The organism is Fodinibacter luteus (genome assembly GCF_039541575.1).
Taxonomy (GTDB): domain Bacteria; phylum Actinomycetota; class Actinomycetes; order Actinomycetales; family Dermatophilaceae; genus Fodinibacter; species Fodinibacter luteus.
Window position 1 is genome coordinate 90,118 of record NZ_BAABGM010000022.1, and the last position, 17,206, is coordinate 107,323.

A 17,206-nucleotide genomic window follows, 5' to 3' on the forward strand; every position below is an offset into this window, starting at 1 on the left:
AGGATTGCATCCGCGTCCCCCCCGAGATTGGTCACCCCCCGAACGGGTAGTCCTTGCAGAGTGACACAGGGCAGCGGGAAGCGCGAGCGGGCGGTGCACCCAGCACCGGGGCATGATCGACCTCCCCCTCCCGGACAGCGCAGACAAGCACGCCGAGGATCACGAGCACCCCAGGTGCCGGCCTCGCCGTTGAGGTCATCGTCACCCCCAACAGGGGGGCTCAGCCGGGCGATGACCGCACCGTCGACGGCAGGGGGTCTCCCCCGCTCAGAGGCGGACGACCATCTTCCCGGTGTTCTCACCCCTGAGGACGCCGAGGAAGGCGTCGACAGCGTGGTCGATGCCGTCGACGAACGTCTCGCGCGACTGCAGCGCTCCGGTGGCGAGCCACTGGGCCGCGCGTCCGGCGTACTCCCCGGCAAGGTCGTAGTGGTCACCGACGAGGAAGCCCTGGATGCGCCCACGGGTCTGGATGAGGCGGGACAGGTTGCGCGGGCCGGGCGCCGGCTCGGTGTCGTTGTAGACCGAGATCATCCCGCAGACGGCGATCCGGCCACCCACGGTGAGCGAGCCGATGGCCGCCTCGAGGTGCTCGCCGCCGACGTTGTCGAAGTACACGTCGATGCCGTCGGGCGCCGCCTCGCGCAGCTGGGTGGAGACCGGGCCGTCCCGGTAGCTGAACGCCGCGTCGAACCCGAGGTCCTCGACGACGTGGCGGACCTTCTCCGCCGACCCGGCACTGCCGATGACGCGGCTGGCCCCGAGCGCCCTGGCGATCTGGCCGGCCGCGCTGCCCACGGCCCCGGCCGCACCGGAGACGAACACGACGTCGCCGGGCCGGACCTCGGCGATCCGGGTCAGGCCGACGTAGGCGGTCAGGCCGGTCATGCCGAGCACCCCGAGGTACGCCGAGTCGGACGCGAGAGCCGGGTCGACCTTGCGCCCGGACGTCGCGTCGAGGATGGCGACCTCGCGCCAGCCCAGGCTGTGGAGCACGTGGTCACCGACGGCGAACCCCTTCGCTCTCGACTCCTCGACGACCCCCACGGCCCCGCCGGTCATCGCCTCACCGAGCTCGTAGGGCGCCGCGTAGGACCTCGCGGCGCTCATCCGGCCCCGCATGTAGGGGTCGACGGACATGACCGTGTTGCGCACCCTCACCTGACCGTCCGCGAGGTCGGGCAGCCGGCTCTCGGCGAGCTCGAAGTCGGCGTGCGTCGGCCACCCGACGGGGCGCGAGACGAGCCGCACCTCACGGGGCGCTGCGGTGGGCTGGGGGGTGCTGGTGGTCATGGCGACCTCTCGGTGTGGGGGTGGGGGACGGTCCGGTCCAACGCCGGCTGTCGCTCGGGTATGCCGTGACCAGGGCTCCGAGCCTCGAGCGCCGGGGCGCACACGGAACACACGGGATGCCGTTCGCGCGCTCCCCCGCGCCCCTGACACCCTGACCCCGGCCAGACCCTCCGCGTTCCTCAACCCGGGATGCCGAACGCGCGCTCCCCCGCGCCCCTGGCACCCTTGACGCCGGCCACGCGCCCGTCTCTCAACCCGGGCGGTGCCGAACGCGCGCTCCCCCGCGCCCCTGACACTCCCTCGCGCCCTGCACCCCGCGCCGTGCACTCTCGCGTCGCGTCAGCCCCGCGGTGGCCGGCCCGCTTCGCGCTGGAGCCTCGCCTCCCGCGCGGCTGCAACCTTGGCCTCACGCTGCCGCTTCAGGCGCGCCTGGGGGTCGGCCTCGGTGCCGAGCTGCGCCGGCCCGAAGACGTGGAGCCCGGCGTACTTGATGCGGTACATGATCCGGTACCCGAGCGAGAGTCCCTCGCGGTCGGCCCTTGCCACGGCTGCCTCCAGACGGTTCGTGCGCGAATGGTTAGGGCACGAACTTATCGCGTACGGTCGCTAGGATGAAATTCGTGACCACCCCGACCGGCCCACCGAGCCCGGATGCCGCCGACCTCCTCGCGCTCGACCGCCAGGTCTGCTTCGCGCTCGCCGTGGCCTCGCGCAACGTCATCGGCCTGTACCGCCCACTGCTCGAGCCCCTGGGGCTGACCCACCCGCAGTACCTCGTCATGCTCGCCCTCTGGGAGCAGCAGCCGCTGCGGGTGTCCGAGCTCGCCGACCGGCTCAGCCTCGAGCCCGCCACGCTCTCACCGCTCCTCAAGCGCCTCGAGGCGAGCGGACTCGTCGTGCGGGGCAAGGACCCCCGGGACGACCGCGTCGTCGCGGTCTCGCTCACCCCCACGGGCCGACGCCTGCGCCGTCGGGCGGAGGGCATTCCGCCGGCCGTCATCGAGCGCCTCGGCCTGGAGCTGTCCGAGCTCGAGGAGATCCGCGACCGCCTCACGACCCTCATCGAGGCGACCCGCCGTCACCAGCGCGCCTGGGCCGGCCCGACGAGGTAGAAGAAGAAGAGCCCCACGGTGTTGACGACGCGGGGCGGGTGCAGGTGGTGGAAGCCGAGCGTGCCCGGCCCCTCGCGGCGCACGAAGAGGGAGATCCCCGCGAGCACCGCGAGCACCAGGGCCGGCAGGAGCAGGTCGAGCAGCAGCGCGGCGACGGCGATCACCAGCTCGACGACGGTGACGACGGTCCAGCCGGGCGGCAGGTGGGTGCGCGAGTGGAGGACGAGCACGTGCGGGGCGTCGGCGACCTCGACGACGAACTCGGCCGTGCCCGGCGGGCCGTCGGGAACGGTGTCGCCCGGCGCGAGGTCGCGCAGGAGGGTTGGGTCGAGGTGGTCCGCGCTTGGCCAGTTGCCCGGGAAGAGGAGCCGGTCGACCCAGCGCGGCGTGTACCAGCCGCCGCGGTGCCAGCCGACCTGGGTCAACCACGGCCACACGGCATCCGGGGGTGCGGGCAGCGTCGCGGCGTGGTTCGTCACGAGGGTCGGCCCGTCGATGAGGTCGTCGCCCGGGAGGGTGCGCCGTTGCTCCGCGCGAGTGGACCCTGACGTGCGGCCGAGGGAGTAGAGGGCGGCATAGCCGGCCGCAGTCACGGCGGCGGCCGCCACCGCAGCGCCGCGCGGGCGCGAGAGCAGGGCTTCGTGGTCCACGATGACGGTCCTCGCCCAGGCCGGAGGGAGCGGCCCGATCATCGTCCATCGTCTCGTGGCGGGTGGATGCTGGAAAGGCGCAGCAGCGGAGACGTTGCTCATCGGGCGGTCGGATGCCGTGCCGATCGTTCGGCGCTCGAGGTACCCTCCGTCACCGGCGACGTCGGCGGTCGGCCTCGGGCGTCGGTCACGCCTCGAGCGGGGTCGTGAGGGCACCTCCGCAGTGGTAGACATCGGGGCGGCCCGGCCACACCCGGTCGCCCTGGCGCATGCCCTCGTCGAGCTCGTTGCGCCACGCGCCGCGTTCGTCGATGAAGTACCGGGCGGCGTGGTCCCACAGCCGGCGGTACCAGTGCTCCCAGTGCTGGTCGCCGGTGCGGCGCAGGAGCATCGAGGAGGTCTGGATGCCCTCGCACACCGGCCAGTGCAGCCGGACGTCGGCGACGGGGGTGCCGTCCCAGTCGACCGTGTAGACGAGCCCCGGGCGGCCGTCGAGGGCCCAGCCGCCGTCGAGGGCGCGCCGGGTCAGGGCGTCGGCGCCCTCGAGCAGCCAGCCGGGTGAGCCGACGAGTGGTGAGGCGTCGAGTTGGAGGAGGAAGCGCGCCCACTCCAGCGAGTGGCCGAACGTCGCACCGAACGGGCGGAAGGGGTGCAGCGGCTCCTCGCGGTTGTAGTCGGGCAGCACCTGCCAGTCGGCGGTGAAGTGCTCGGGCAGCAGCCAGCCTCGCTCCCGGGCAGCCCTGTTGATGAGCCGGTCGGCGATCGCCAGGCCACGCTCGTGCCACACGGCATCGCCGGTGGCGTTCCCCATGGCGATGAACGCCTCGAGGCCGTGCATGTTGGCGTTGGCGCCGCGGTAGTCCTCCGAGTCGGACCAGTCGGGGGCGAAGGACTCGAGGAGCGTCTGGGTCGACGGGTCCCAGAGTCGGGAGTCGACGACAGCCACCACCTGCTCGAGAAGGGCTGTGGCAGAAGGGTGCCCGACGGTGAGGGCCGTCGCCGACGCGAGGCCGACGTGGACGTGGTCGTACGTCGCCTTGCGCGTCACCGTGCCCGGTTCCGTGAGCCAGCCTCCGTTCTCCGGGTCGGCATGGAGGCCGGCGAGGCTGTCCATGGCGTGGTCGAGGAGCTCACCCGACCCGGGGATGCCCTGTCGCACACCGATGGCGGCGGTGTACGCCATCCGCGCCGTGAGGAAGAGCTGGGGCCGTCGTCCGGGCATCGGCGAGCCGTCGACGGCCTGGTAGGCGAAGCCCCCGCCCGGCAGGATGGACGGCAGGGCGAAGGTGAGGACGTCGGCGAAGCGTGCCTGCAGCCAGGACCGGTGCGCTGGCGTGTCGAGCCACGAGGCCGTGGTGGGGGCGGGGGCAGCGGCGGATCCGGTTCCGACGGAGTGCATCTCGGTCACAGCGGCTCGACCTCCAGTCGATACGTCATGGTGTGCGACTCGCCCGGTGCGATCGTCACGGCGTTGTCGAGCGCGTTGGCCCCCTCGACGCAGACGAACAAGGTCCACTCGCCCGCGCCGATGTCCGGCACCTCCGCGGCCTTGGCGTCCCAGGGGTTCCACACGACGACGTTCGCTGCGCCCTCCGTCGTGACGACGAGGCGCCGGCGGAGCACCGGGTCGACGACGGTGACCGGTTCGCTCGTGCGGAACACGGCATCCGTCTCGCCGTCGAAGGTCAGGGGGCCGTGGTGCGTTCGTTCGGTGCCGGCCACCTTGTCGAAGAAGGACCTGCCGTCGAGGCCCTCGACGGTCGCCTCTCGCACGTCACCGACGGCGAGGTACGCGTGCAGGGCCTCCTCGAGGTCGATGGGGGCGGGGCCGGTGTTCGTCGTCGTGAGGGTGAGCTCGAGGGCGTGGCCGAGACGGCTGCGGAGCTCGAGGCTGTAGGGGTGCGGCCAGTGCGGTGAGGTGGCGGTCGCCGACGTGATGCGGTGGGTGAGGGTGACCTCGCCACCGTCGTCGGCGCGGTCGACGTGCTCCCATGGCGAGGTGCGGACGAAGCCGTGCGCAGGCTCCATGGCGGCGCCGCGTCCGGGCCCGAACCACGGCCAGCACACCGGCACCCCACCGCGGATGGAGCGGCCCGGGGTGAACGTCGCCGCGGAGCTCACGTAGAGCACCGGGCCCGCACCGGCAGGCGCCCAGCGAGCGACCTGCGCCCCCTGGTCGTGCACTTCGGCGGTGCAGGCTGCGGTGTCGACGACGTGCGGCGGTGGGAGGGCGTCGGTCATGCCTCCAACCTACGGACGCCGGACGTCGACGCACCACCCACGCCGGCCTCCGGATCCGCCGCGGAGCACGCCCGGAGGGGGCCGGGCACATCCGTGACGCCGGGAAGGGGCCGGGCACATCCGTGCACCCGGGAAGGGGCCGGGCACATCCGTGCACCCGGCCCCTCCACGGTCCCGGGCCTCAGCCCCGCTCGGACGCACCCACCGGCTCGGGCGAGTCGGCGCGCTCGACCGGTGGCACGGCATCCGCCCGCCGACGCTCACGCCGGTTGGCGAGCACGCTCGTCGTCGTGACGAGGGCGAGGATGCCGACGATGACGCCGAGCGAGAGCAGGGTCGGGACCTCCGGCACCCAGGCCCACACACCGTGCGCCCAGTGGAGCACGAGCTTGACGCCGATGAACGCGAGGATCGCTGCGAGCCCGTGGCCGAGGTGCCGCAGCGACCCCAGGGCGCCCTCGAGGACGAAGTAGAGCGCCCGCAGGCCGAGCAGGGCGAAGGCGTTCGTCGCGAAGACGAGGTACGGGTCGCCGGTGATGCCGTAGACCGCGGGCACGGAGTCGACGGCGAAGACGATGTCGGTGCCGAGGATCGCGACGACGACGAGGGCCAGCGGGGTGAAGGCGCGACGGCCGTTCTCGATGACGGTCATCCGGGTGCCGCGGTAGTCGGCGGTGACCGGCCGGAAGCGACGCAGCAGGCGCACGGTACGCAGCTGCCCGATGTCGACGGCGTGGTCGCGGTGCGTCACGGCGTCGCGCCCGACCTTGACGGCGGTGAGCAGCAGGATCGCGCCGAAGACGAGGAAGGTGAAGGAGAACATCGAGATGAGCTGGGCGCCGAGCGCGATGAAGACACCGCGCAGCAGCAGCGCCCCCGCGACGCCGATGAGCAGCACGCGCTGCTTGAGGTGGTCGGGCACCGCGAACGCCGCGAGCAGGAGCATGAAGACGAAGAGGTTGTCGACCGACAGCGACTTCTCGACGAGGTAGCCGGTGTAGTACTCCAGGCCACGGTCGCCGCCGTAGCGCTGCCACACGAAGACGCCGAAGGCGAGCGGGAGCCCGACGTAGAACGCCGACCAGCCGGCCGCCTCGCGCATCGAGACGGTGTGCGGCTTGCGGGTCAGCACGAAGTCGAGGGCGAACAGGGCCAGCACCGCGCCGATCGTGACAGCCCACAGGGTGGGGGTGCCGATCGACGGCTGTGCGGCCGCGGGCTCCGCGGCAGCGAGGACGGACAGGGGGGACATGGGGCTCCTCAAGACAGGACAACGGTCTTGAGGTCTCCTTCACCGCACGGGGATGCCGGGCGGCGCCTCGCCGGAACCACCGTCGTGGTGGTCGTACTGACCGGCGCGAGCTTGGGAAGTACTCCCCTCGTCGAAGAAGTGTAGGGAGGTCGTTTCGCTTTCCACAACCGAGGGTGCGGGGACGGGCGGAAACCTTGGACACGGCATCCGCCTCGATCCGACCTCGTGCGGGTTGCCCACGGTTCCCGCGGCCCCCGGGGTGCGAGAACCGTACGCAACTCGCACGAGGTCGGGGTGGGGGCAGGGCCGGGGTCGGGGGGATGCCGGGCGGCGGTCAGGCCTTCGCGGCCTCGAGCCGGGCCAGGGCCTCGCGGCGCTCCTCGGCGTGGTCGACGATCCGTTCGGGATAGCCGTGGGCGTACCCGTCGGCGACCTCCCACGGTTCGTGGACCGCCGCCCCCGGCACGTGGGCCAGCTCGGGGACCCACCGCCGCACGTAGTCGCCGTCGGGGTCGAAGCGCCGTCCCTGCGAGACGGGGTTGAAGACCCGGAAGTAGGGCGAGGCGTCGGTGCCGGTGCCGGCGACCCACTGCCACCCGTGGTTGTTCGACGCAACGTCGCCGTCGACGAGGTGCTCGAGGAAGTGCCGGGCTCCGAGCGGCCACCACACGTGGAGGTCCTTGGTGAGGAAGCTCGCCGTGATCATCCGCACCCGGTTGTGCATCCACCCCTCGGCGAGCAGCTGGCGCATGCCGGCGTCGACGATCGGGTAGCCGGTTCGCCCGGCCCTCCACGCCTCGACGGCGTCCTCGGGCTCGTCGTAGCGCATCCGCGACATCTCGGGCCGCAGGTCGTGCCACGCGGTGTGCGGCTGGTGCCACAGCACGTCGGCGTAGAACTCGCGCCAGGCCAGCTCGGTCTCGAAGGTGTGCGCCCCCTTCCCCCGGTCCGGACGCCCGGCGGGGTCGGCGTGGCCGGCGAGGTCGGCGAGCAGCGTGCGCGGGTGCAGCACACCGAGCTTGAGGTAGGGCGAGAGCCGCGAGGTGCCGTCGACGTCGGGTCGGTTGCGGTCGTCGCCGTAAGCCGTGAGCGCGCCGTCGCGAAAGGCTCGCCACCGGGCGAGGGCGGCCTCCTCCCCGGCGGGCGGGGGCTCGGGCAGGTCGGGGGCGGCGAGCGCGGCCCGCACGGCGGCGGTCGCGTCGTCGTCGTCGCGCGCGTGCCGCAGCGGGAGCTCGCGCGGGGTGGGCGCCGGGTCGGGCCAGCCGTGCGCCCGCCACGCCCTCGAGAACGGGGTGAACACCTTGTAGGGGTCGCCCGAGCCGTTGACGACGAGGCCCGGCCCGACGGCGTACGGCGTGCCCGTCTCGACCCACTCGACGCCGGCCTCGCCCAGCCGTGCGGCGACCGCGGCGTCGCGCCGGCGGCCGACCGGCGTCGTCTCGCGCGAGACGTGCACCGAGGACGCCCCGACCCGGGCGGCGAGCTCGGGCACGACGCGCCGTGGGTCGCCGTGGAGCAGCGTCAGGGCCCCGTCGAAGGTGGCGTCGGTGGCCTCGAGCGTCGCGGCCAGCCAGGCGCGCCGGGCCGCTCCGCCGCCCTCCCACAGGCGCGGGTCGACGACGAACGCGACGACGAGGTCGCCGTCGCCCGCCGCGTCGCGCGCGGCGAGGAGCGCGGGGTGGTCCCGGCGGCGCAGGTCCCGGCGCATCCACAGCACGGAGGTCATCGCAGGCCCTTCACGACAGGCGGTCGAGGACGGGGGGCAGCAGGTAGAGCATGCCGAGCGACCACGTGAGGTGCGTGACGACCGGGCCGAGGATGCCGCCGGTCACCCGCCGCTGGAAGGCGACGACGAGGCCGACGAGGGCCGCGGCGAGGACGAGCAGCGGGATGCCGGCCGCCGCCGTGACGAGGGCGTAGACGACCGTCGTGACCGCCACGGCGTGCCTGCGCCCGACCCCGGCGTAGAGCGCACCGCGGAAGTAGAGCTCCTCGGCGACCCCGTTGACGACCGTGATGACGGTGACGAGGGCGAGCGAGCCGACCCGGGCGTGGTCGAGCAGCTCCTGGACCGGCTCGCGCAGCACGGGGATGCGGGCGACGATGACGGCGCCGGCCATGAACAGGGCCAGGAGCATGGTGCCGAGCGCGAGCGACTGCACGACGGCTCGGCTCGACCCGGACCCGTCGCGGGTGTGCGCTCGGCCGAGGTGCAACGGCCCGGACAGGAACGCGCCCCCGGCCCAGACGCCCGCCAGCGCGAAGGTCGCCCCGTAGAACGTCGGGTCGCCCGGTTCGATGCGCAGCGCGAAGGCGAGGACGACGGCCCCCACGAGCAGCGTCACGGCCGCGACGAGCCGCCGGCGCCGGAACGCCTCGTCGGTCTCGGTGTGGTCGCGCGGGACCGGGTCGACGAGGGTCGCGCGGAAGAAGGACCGCAGCTCGGAGACGACGTTCCACCGGGTGGTGCGGCTCACGACCCGCTCCGGCGGGCGCCCCCTGCCCAGTCGGGGTCGGCGGCGGTGATCCGCGCGGGGTCGGTCGTGCCCGGCTCGGGGCGCGGCACGACGCCGTCGCCCGCGATCGCGTCGGACACGGCCCGGTCGTAGCCGAGCAGCCCGCCCGGGGGCGGGCCGACGAGGTCGTCGATGTCGTGCTCGGTGCACACGACCTCGTGGAGGAGGCTGCCGACGAGCGGCTTGGCGACCCCGGTGGGAACCGGGGTGACGAGCCCGACCCACTGGCTCGCGAGGTAGGGGGAGAGCACCGGGACCGAGACGATGACTCGCGGGCGCAGCCCGGCGAGCTTTGCGAACCGGTTGATCATCTCGCGGTACGTCAGCACCTCCGGGCCGCCGATGTCGAAGGTGCGGGTGACGTCGGCGGGCAGGTCGGCGGCACCGACGAGGTAGTGCAGGACGTCGCGCACGGCGATCGGCTGGATCCGGTTGTCGAGCCACTTCGGGGTCACCATGGCCGGCAGGCGGGTCGTGAGGTGGCGCAGCATCTCGAAGGACGCCGAGCCGGAGCCGAGGATGACCGCCGCCTGGAGCACCGCCGTCGGCACGCCGCTCGCCATGAGGATCTCGCCGACCTCGACCCGCGAAGCGAGGTGGTCGCTCAGCTCCTCCCCGTGCGGGTGCAGGCCGGAGAGGTAGACGATGCGGCCGACGCCCGCCTCGTGCGCGCACCGCCCGAAGGTCTCGGCGAGGCGCCGGTCGCGCTCGACGAACCCGCCCGCGCCGTCCATCGAGTGCAGGAAGTAGTAGGCGACGTCGACGTCGGCGAGCGCGCGGGCGAGGGTGCCCTCCGACGCGGCGTCGCCCTCGACGACCTCCACCCGGTCGAGCCACGTGCGCTCCGCGACCTTCGAGGCGTCCCGGGTGAGGACCCGCACCCGCCACCCCTCGTCGAGGAGCCGCGGGACGAGCCGCGAGCCGATGTAGCCGGTGACGCCCGTGACGAGGGCGCGGCGGGGGCCGGTCACCGGGGCCCCGGAGCGGTCGTCGTGGTCATGGCTCGGTCCTTCCGGTGGGTGGGGGTGGCGGTGCCGGGGGGCGAATCCCCTCGACACCTTCGTCAAATGTTTGTCAAAAGTACGTCGCCGGGTCTACCGTACCTGACGTGAGGAGTTCTGTACCGCCGACGATGCGGATCGGTGAGCTCGCCGCCAAGGTGGGCGTGAGCACCCACGTGCTCCGCGCGTGGGAGAGCCGCTACGGCCTGCTTCGACCGGTCCGCTCAGCCGGTGGGTACCGCCTCTACGGCTACGACGACGAGCGGCGGGTCCGCGCGGTCATCGCCCTGCGCGACCAGGGCGTCAGCGCCGTCGAGGCCTCCCGGAGGGTGCTCGCCGCCGAGCGGGCGAGCGAGCCGGGCGACGGGTCCGAGCACGACGACGCCGGAGCCGCGTTCGGCACCACGGATGGCGAGGGCCGCTCCCGAGGCGACCGCACGGCATCCGGTGACGGCTCCACCGACGGGGCTGCCCCCGCCGCCCTGCGGGCCTCCCCGCCGATGCTCGTCTCCCAGCTGCTCGACGCCGTCACCGCCCTCGACGAGGACCGCGCCCACGCCGTGCTCGACACCGCGTTCACGGAACGGTCCGTCGAGAGCGCCATCGTCGACGTGCTCCTCCCCCTCTTCGCGCGGGTCGGCGAGCTGTGGGAGCTCGGCCGGATCGGCATCGCCCAGGAGCACTTCGCGAGCAGCCTCGTGCGCCGCCGGCTCGGGGCGCTGTCCCTGACCTGGGGCGTCGGCAGCGGACCGGTCGCGGTGCTCGCGTGCCCGCCCGGCGAGTTCCACGACATCGTCCTCCTCAGCTTCGGCGTGCTGCTCGGGCGCACCGGCTGGCGGGTGCGCTACCTCGGCCCCGACACGCCCCTGCACTCGATCGCCGCCGCCGCCCGGATCACCCACGCGGATGCCGTCGTCCTCGCCTGCCGCCGTCCGTCCGGGTTCCGCGCGCACGCCTCGGCGCTGCGCCGGCTCGGTGAGGAGTACCCCGTGTGGCTCGCCGGGCGCGGGGCCACCCCTCGGGTCATCGAGGAGGTCGGGGTGCGCCACCTCGGCGCCGACCTCGTCGGTGCGGTGGCCGAGCTGACCTCGACCGCCCGCGAGCGCCGGGTGCGCGGCGAGCCCTCCTCGGCCTGACGGCATCCGACACGCTGACGGCATCCGACGCGCTGCTCCCGGCCCGGCTCACCGTCCGCGCAGGCGTCACCCGGCCACCTGGGCGAGCGCGTGGATGCCGATGCCGGCGAGCGCCCCGACGATCGTGCCGTTGATCCGGATGAACTGCAGGTCGCGCCCGACGTGCAGCTCGATCCGCTCGGCGGCCTCCTTGCCGTCCCAGCGGTCGACGGTCACGGAGATGACCTCGGCGAGCTCGCTGCCGTAGGTGTTGACGAAGAACGACACGGCCTCGCCGAGCCGGGCCTCGAGCCGCCCGCGCCACACCTCGTCCTCGACGAGGTGGCGGCCCAGGTGCTCGAGCAGCTCGTCGCCGCGGGTGTGGAAGTACGAGCCCTCGTCGTCCATGGCGGCGGTGAGCGCGGCCCGGAACGACTGCCAGAGGCCGAGGGCGGTCTCGGGCACCTGGGGGTGGGTGAGCAGCCGCTCCTTGAGGGCCTCGGCCCGGGACATGACCTCGGGGTCGGTCTGGAGGTCGGCGGCGAGCCGCCTGAGCAGGTCGTCGAACGCCTGCCGCGCGGGGTGCCGCGGGTCGTCGTGGATGTCGCGCAGCCAGGCGAGCACCTGCTGGTACGTCCAGCCGATGACCTTCTCGTCGACCCACGGCGGGGACCACCACGGCGCCCGCTCGCCGAGCACGGCGGCGTACGTGCCCGGGTTGTCGGCGAGCCACTCGCGCAGCTGCTCGAGCCCGAGGTCGACGAGGCCGTGGTGGGTCTGCTCGTCGACGATCCCCTCGAGGAGCGTGCCGGCGATCGGGGCGACCGGCTCCCGGACGAGCCTCGGCACGAGGAAGTCGGCCACGAGGGCGCGCACCTCGTCGTCGGACATCCGGCCGAGGCCGGCTCGCGCCACCCGCACCACCTCGGTGCGCACCCGACGGCGGTGGCCCGGCACCCCGAGCCAGGCGCCGACCCGCTGCCCCACCCGGGCCGCCGCGAGGCGCTCGCGGGCGATCTCCTCGGTGAGGAAGTTCTCGGTGACGAACTCCTGGAGGTTGCGCCCGATCTCGTTCTTGCGCCGGGGGATGATCGCGGTGTGCGGCACGGGCAGCCCGAGCGGGTGCCGGAACAGGGCCGTCACCGCGAACCAGTCGGCGAGCGCGCCGACCATCGCAGCCTCCGCGGCGGTGTTGACGTAGCCCCAGACCCCGTCGTGGTCGAGGCGCAGTGTCGCGAGGAAGACGACGGCGGCGAAGCCGAGCAGGGCGAGGGCGACGACGCGCATCCGGCGCAGCCCGGACCGTCGGGCGGCATCCGCGGGAGAGGGGACCATGAGGCTCACCCGCCGATCCTCCCCCATCCCCTCGGCCGCTCCGGGCCGCGCGTGCGGAAGCACCGACGCACGCTGTCGCCTCGCCGACCGCGGGCTGCGGCGCAGGGCGCCGGCCGAGGCCTTGCCCGTCGCAACCGGCCGCGGCCCTCGGGGGTAACCCGCCAGTACTGCTTTCGGAGCGAAAGGAATTGCATCGCGCGAAATGACGTCCGGACCACCTTCCAACGTTCCTTTCAGAACGAAAGGAATCCCTTCACGTCAGAAACGGGTGCTGTACGCCCCCCCATCGGGGGGCCAGCCGGGGAGCCGGGCAGCGTGAGGGCTCGCCGGCCGCCCTCGACGGTCGGCGCCGCGCGACGAGCACCGCGCGGCCCACCCCACCGGATGCCGGCCACGCGCCTCCCACGCCCGCCGCGCCTACGCTGGGAGCCGTGCGTTTCCTCAACGACCTCCAACCCCAGCTCGACCTCACCTACGACGACGTCTTCATGGTCCCGAACCGCTCGTCGGTGGCGAGCCGGCTCGACGTCGACCTGTCGACCGTCGACGGCACGGGCACGACGGTCCCGCTCGTCGTCGCGAACATGACCGCGATCGCGGGCCGCCGGATGGCGGAGACGACAGCCCGGCGGGGCGCGCTCACGGTCATCCCCCAGGACATCCCCGCGGAGATCGTCCGCGACGTCATCGCCTGGCAGAAGTCGCGCCACCTCGTCTACGACACCCCGATCACCCTCGACCCGACGACGACCGTCGGCGAGGCCCTCGTCCTGCTCCACAAGCGGGCCCACGGCGCGGCCCTCGTCACCGTCGGCGAGCGCCCGGTGGGCATCGTCACCGAGACCGACCTCACGGGGGTCGACCGGTTCACCCAGCTCGAGGACGTCATGGTCCGCGACATGGTGACCCTCGACGACGGGGTCGACGTCGAGTCGGCGTTCGACACCCTCTCGCACGCACGGCGCCGCCTCGCGCCCGTCGTCGCGGCGGACGGCCGGCTCGTCGGCATCCTCACCCGGGCCGGCGCCCTGCGCGCCCACCTCTACACGCCGGCGACCGACCCGTCCGGGGCGCTGCGCATCGCCGCCGCCGTCGGCATCAACGGCGACGTCGCGGCCAAGGCCTCCGACCTCATCGACGCCGGCGCCGACGCGCTCGTCATCGACACGGCGCACGGCCACCAGGAGAAGATGCTCGACGTCCTCAAGGCGGTGCGCTCCCTCGACCCGCCGGTCCCTGTCGTCGCCGGCAATGTCGTGTCGGCGGAGGGCACCCGCGACCTCGTTGCGGCCGGCGCCGACATCGTCAAGGTCGGGGTCGGCCCCGGCGCGATGTGCACGACCCGGATGATGACCGCCGTGGGGCGGCCGCAGTTCTCCGCGGTGCTCGAGTGTGCGTCGGCGGCACGCGAGCTCGGCAAGCACGTGTGGGCGGACGGCGGGGTGCGCCACCCGCGCGACGTCGCCCTCGCCCTCGCCGCCGGTGCCTCGAACGTCATGATCGGCTCGTGGTTCGCGGGCACGCTCGAGTCCCCCGGCGACTTGTACACCGACGAGGCGGGGCGGCAGTACAAGGAGTCCTTCGGGATGGCCTCGTCGCGGGCCGTGCGGGGCCGCACGGCGGGGGACACGGCCTACGAGCGAGCGCGCAAGGCGATGTTCGAGGAGGGCATCAGCTCGGCACGGATGTACGTCGACCCGGCGCGTCCGAGCGTCGAGGACGTCATCGACGAGATCGTCGCGGGGTTGCGCAGCAGCTGCACGTACACCGGAGCCCGCACCCTCGAGGAGTTCCACGAGCGGGCGACGGTCGGCATCCAGAGCACCGCCGGGTTCGCGGAGGGACGCCCGCTGCACACCTCCTGGTGACCCCCTTCCCCGTACCCGCCCCCTCCGCACGCCCGGCGGGGCCGAGCCGGGCGTCCGGCAGGTCGGGGGTTGGAGGGCCCGACCCGCCGGACGTCGCGGGGTGGGGCAGGATGCCGGTATGCCGTTCGACGTCGCCTCGGTCCGCTCCCACTTCCCCGCCCTGCGCGAGGGTGCCGCCCACTTCGACGGGCCCGGCGGCACCCAGGTGCCCGAGGGCGTCGGTCGCGCCGTCGCCGACACCCTGACGAGCGCCATCTCCAACCGCGGCACCGTCACCGCCTCGGAGCGGCGGGCGGACGACGTCGTGCGCGACTTCCGCTCCGCCTACGCCGACTTCCTCGGCGTCGACCCGCGCGGAGTCGTCCACGGTCGCAGCGCGACGGCGCTCACCTACGACCTCGCCCGGGCGCTGGCCAAGGAGTGGGGCCCGGGCGACGAGGTCGTCGTGACCCGTCTCGACCACGACTCGAACATCCGCCCGTGGGTGCAGGCCGCCGAGGCGGTCGGCGCCACCGTGCGGTGGGTCGACTTCGACCCCACGACCGGTGAGCTCCAGCAGGATGCCGTCGCGGCCGTCCTCTCGGAGCGGACCCGACTCGTCGCGACGACGGCCGCCTCGAACCTCATCGGCACCCGCCCACCGGTGTGCCAGGTCGCGGACCTCGCCCACGAGGTCGGCGCCCTCCACTGGGTCGACGGCGTGCATGCCACGGCGCACGCGTCGGTCGACCTCACCGCACTGCGGGCCGACGTGTGGACCTGCTCGCCGTACAAGTTCCTCGGCCCGCACTGCGGGGTGCTCGCCGCCTCCCCGGACCTGCTCGAGACCCTCCATCCCGACAAGCTGCTGCCCTCGACCGACGACGTCCCCGAGCGCTTCGAGCTCGGCACCCTCCCGTACGAGATCCTCGCGGGGGCCACCGCGGCCGTCGACTTCATCGCCGGCCTGGCCGACCTCGGCGACGAGCCGGCCCCGGACGGTCCCCCGAGCCGGCGCGAACGCATCGAGCGCGCGATGCGGGCCGTCCACACGCACGAGCGAGCCCTCCTCGCCGTGCTCGAGCCGGCGCTGCGCGAGCTGCCGGGAGTCGTCGTGCACAGCAACGCGGGGGCCCGTACCCCGACCCTGCTGTTCACCGTCGAGGGCCGGGACCCACAGGAGATCGGTGGCCTCCTCGCCGAGCGCGGTGTCAACGCCCCCGCCGGGCACTTCTACGCCGTCGAGTGCTCCCGCCACCTCGGCCTCGGGGACGCCGGCGGAGTGCGGGTCGGGCTCGCCCCGTACACCTCCGAGGGCGACATCGACCGGCTCGTCACCGCCCTGCGCGAGATCCTCTGAGCGCCAGGCCGACTCGCATGGTCGCGATACTCGAGCCGCTCGAGGCCCCGGTCCACCCGATCGAGGCCCTGCGCCGGGTCGCCTTCCTCCTCGAGCGCACGCGGGCCGGCACCTACCGGGTCGAGGCGTTCCGCAACGCCGTGAAGACGCTCAAGACCCTCGACGGCGCCGATCTGGTCGAGCGCGCCGAGGCCGACACCCTCCAGGAGCTGCCCGGCATCGGGAGGTCGACGAGCGGCGTCATCACGGCCGCGCTCGCCGGGGAGCTGCCCGCGTACCTCGCTTCGCTCCAGGACAAGGCGGGCGGCCCGCTCGTCGAGGGTGGCGGCGACCTGTACGCGGCGCTGCGCGGCGACTGCCACCTGCACTCGGACTGGAGCGACGGCGGCTCCCCCATCGACGAGATGGTGCTCACCGGCATCGAGCTCGGCCACGACTGGCTCGTCCTCACCGACCACAGCCCGCAGCTGCGGGTCGCCAACGGCCTCACCGCCGAGCGCCTCGCCCAGCAGGTCGGCATCGTCGACGCGATCGACCGCTCCCTCGGGGGGTCGTTCCGCCTCCTCAAGGGGATCGAGGTCGACATCCTCGACGACGGCCGGCTCGACCAGACCGAGGCGATGCTCGCCCGCCTCGACCTCGTCACGGCATCCGTGCACAGCAAGCTGCGGATGAACGCCGGCCCGATGACGGCACGGATGGTGACGGCCGTGTCGAACCCGCGCGTCAACGTGCTCGGCCACTGCACCGGACGGCTCGTCGAGGGGTCGCGCGGGACCCGGCCGCAGTCCGAGTTCGACGCCCGGGCGGTCTTCGAGGCCTGTGCCGAGCACGGCACGGCCGTCGAGATCAACAGCCGCCCGGAGCGGTGCGACCCACCCGACGAGCTCGTGCTGCTCGCGCTCGAGATCGGGTGCCTCTTCGCCATCGACTCGGACGCGCACGCCCCCGGCCAGCTCGACATGAAGGCGTACGGGTGCGAGCGGGCGGAGCGGCTCGGCGTCCCGGCGGAACGCATCGTGACGACGTGGGATGCCGACCGCCTCCTCGCGTGGGCGAACCCCTGACGGTGGGTGGAGGAACGATGGCAGGACCGACGACCGAGGCGATGGGTGGGCTGCTCCGGGTCGACCCGGCATCCGCCGAGCCGCCCTTCGAGCAGGTGCGCCGGCAGCTCGCGGAGGCGATCGGGGACGGGCGGCTGCCCGTCGGCGAGCGGCTGCCGCCGATCCGGGCGCTCGCCGGCGAGCTCGCGCTGGCGGTCAACACCGTCGCCCGCGCCTATCGCGAGCTCGAGGTGGCCGGGCTCGTGCTCACCCGGGGGCGGCTCGGCACGGTCGTGTCACCGGATGCCGGTTCGGGGGCGGTTGACGCCGAGGTGCGGCTCGCGGCCGGTGACTTCGCTCGCACCGCCCGCGCGGCCGGCATCCCTGAGACGGATGCCGTGGCGTTCGTTCGCGACGCCTTCCGCCGCCTGGGCTGAC

The 17,206-nt window shown here is 73.7% G+C and carries 16 protein-coding genes; 6 read left to right on the forward strand and 10 right to left on the reverse strand.

Annotation, left to right across the window (positions count from 1 at the left end; translation table 11 throughout):
• Positions 1-267: 267 nt before the first annotated feature.
• Both ABD899_RS16045 and ABD899_RS16050 read right to left on the reverse strand, forming a co-directional pair.
• Positions 268-1,293 carry an NADP-dependent oxidoreductase gene (locus ABD899_RS16045; RefSeq protein WP_345207825.1) on the reverse strand — a complete coding sequence of 342 codons (1,026 nt, stop codon included), beginning with the start codon at positions 1,291-1,293 and terminating at the stop codon, positions 268-270.
• A gap of 339 nt (positions 1,294-1,632) precedes the next feature.
• Complete coding sequence (locus tag ABD899_RS16050; protein WP_345207826.1) at positions 1,633-1,839, reverse strand: hypothetical protein; 207 nt, start codon at positions 1,837-1,839, stop codon at positions 1,633-1,635.
• A 74-nt stretch (positions 1,840-1,913) separates the two neighbouring features.
• On the opposite strand from ABD899_RS16050, the gene ABD899_RS16055 reads away from it, so the two are divergent.
• A complete protein-coding gene (locus tag ABD899_RS16055; protein ID WP_345207828.1) occupies positions 1,914-2,405 on the forward strand; it encodes a MarR family winged helix-turn-helix transcriptional regulator in 492 nt (163 codons plus the stop codon).
• On the opposite strand, the gene ABD899_RS16060 is transcribed toward ABD899_RS16055, so the two are convergent.
• The 7 genes from ABD899_RS16060 to ABD899_RS16090 form a co-directional block, all read right to left on the reverse strand.
• The gene (locus ABD899_RS16060; protein WP_345207830.1) at positions 2,372-3,055 is read right to left on the reverse strand and encodes a hypothetical protein; all 684 of its coding nucleotides are present in this window, start codon (positions 3,053-3,055) and stop codon (positions 2,372-2,374) included. The two genes, ABD899_RS16055 and ABD899_RS16060, sit on opposite strands and share 34 nt — an antisense overlap.
• Positions 3,056-3,242: 187 nt before the next feature.
• The gene (locus ABD899_RS16065) at positions 3,243-4,454 is read right to left on the reverse strand and encodes an AGE family epimerase/isomerase (RefSeq protein ID WP_345207868.1); all 1,212 of its coding nucleotides are present in this window, start codon (positions 4,452-4,454) and stop codon (positions 3,243-3,245) included.
• Positions 4,455-4,459: 5 nt separating this feature from the next.
• On the reverse strand, positions 4,460-5,296 hold the full coding sequence (locus tag ABD899_RS16070) for a D-hexose-6-phosphate mutarotase (RefSeq protein WP_345207832.1): 837 nt from the start codon (positions 5,294-5,296) through the stop codon (positions 4,460-4,462).
• 181 nt (positions 5,297-5,477) lie between these two features.
• Positions 5,478-6,548 carry a TerC family protein gene (locus tag ABD899_RS16075; protein WP_345207834.1) on the reverse strand — a complete coding sequence of 357 codons (1,071 nt, stop codon included), beginning with the start codon at positions 6,546-6,548 and terminating at the stop codon, positions 5,478-5,480.
• 334 nt (positions 6,549-6,882) lie between these two features.
• Positions 6,883-8,274 (reverse strand): cryptochrome/photolyase family protein, encoded by a 1,392-nt coding sequence (locus ABD899_RS16080; protein ID WP_345207836.1) that lies wholly within the window; start codon positions 8,272-8,274, stop codon positions 6,883-6,885.
• Between the two features lie 10 nt (positions 8,275-8,284).
• Entirely contained in the window at positions 8,285-9,025 is a 741-nt protein-coding gene (locus ABD899_RS16085; RefSeq protein WP_345207838.1) for a CPBP family intramembrane glutamic endopeptidase, read from the reverse strand.
• The gene (locus ABD899_RS16090) at positions 9,022-10,035 is read right to left on the reverse strand and encodes an NAD(P)H-binding protein (RefSeq protein ID WP_345207840.1); all 1,014 of its coding nucleotides are present in this window, start codon (positions 10,033-10,035) and stop codon (positions 9,022-9,024) included. Before ABD899_RS16090 ends, ABD899_RS16085 begins: the two co-directional genes overlap by 4 nt.
• A gap of 137 nt (positions 10,036-10,172) precedes the next feature.
• Here ABD899_RS16090 and ABD899_RS16095 point away from each other — a divergent pair, with 137 nt between their 5' ends.
• On the forward strand, positions 10,173-11,201 hold the full coding sequence (locus ABD899_RS16095) for a B12-binding domain-containing protein (protein WP_345207842.1): 1,029 nt from the start codon (positions 10,173-10,175) through the stop codon (positions 11,199-11,201).
• A 66-nt stretch (positions 11,202-11,267) separates the two neighbouring features.
• On the opposite strand, the gene ABD899_RS16100 is transcribed toward ABD899_RS16095, so the two are convergent.
• Positions 11,268-12,515 (reverse strand): DUF445 domain-containing protein, encoded by a 1,248-nt coding sequence (locus ABD899_RS16100; protein WP_345207869.1) that lies wholly within the window; start codon positions 12,513-12,515, stop codon positions 11,268-11,270.
• A 431-nt stretch (positions 12,516-12,946) separates the two neighbouring features.
• Between ABD899_RS16100 and ABD899_RS16105 the strand changes: the two genes are divergently transcribed.
• The 4 genes from ABD899_RS16105 to ABD899_RS16120 all read left to right on the forward strand — a co-directional run bounded on the left by ABD899_RS16105 (position 12,947) and on the right by ABD899_RS16120 (position 17,205).
• Positions 12,947-14,383: a GuaB1 family IMP dehydrogenase-related protein gene (locus ABD899_RS16105; protein WP_345207844.1), complete on the forward strand. Its 1,437-nt coding sequence runs from the start codon at positions 12,947-12,949 to the stop codon at positions 14,381-14,383.
• Positions 14,384-14,501: 118 nt separating this feature from the next.
• Complete coding sequence (locus ABD899_RS16110) at positions 14,502-15,722, forward strand: cysteine desulfurase-like protein (protein WP_345207846.1); 1,221 nt, start codon at positions 14,502-14,504, stop codon at positions 15,720-15,722.
• 17 nt (positions 15,723-15,739) lie between these two features.
• Positions 15,740-16,789 carry a PHP domain-containing protein gene (locus ABD899_RS16115; protein ID WP_345207847.1) on the forward strand — a complete coding sequence of 350 codons (1,050 nt, stop codon included), beginning with the start codon at positions 15,740-15,742 and terminating at the stop codon, positions 16,787-16,789.
• Between the two features lie 17 nt (positions 16,790-16,806).
• Positions 16,807-17,205, forward strand: coding sequence for a GntR family transcriptional regulator (locus ABD899_RS16120; RefSeq protein ID WP_345207848.1), 399 nt, complete (start codon positions 16,807-16,809; stop codon positions 17,203-17,205).
• The last annotated feature ends 1 nt before the right edge of the window (position 17,206 follow it).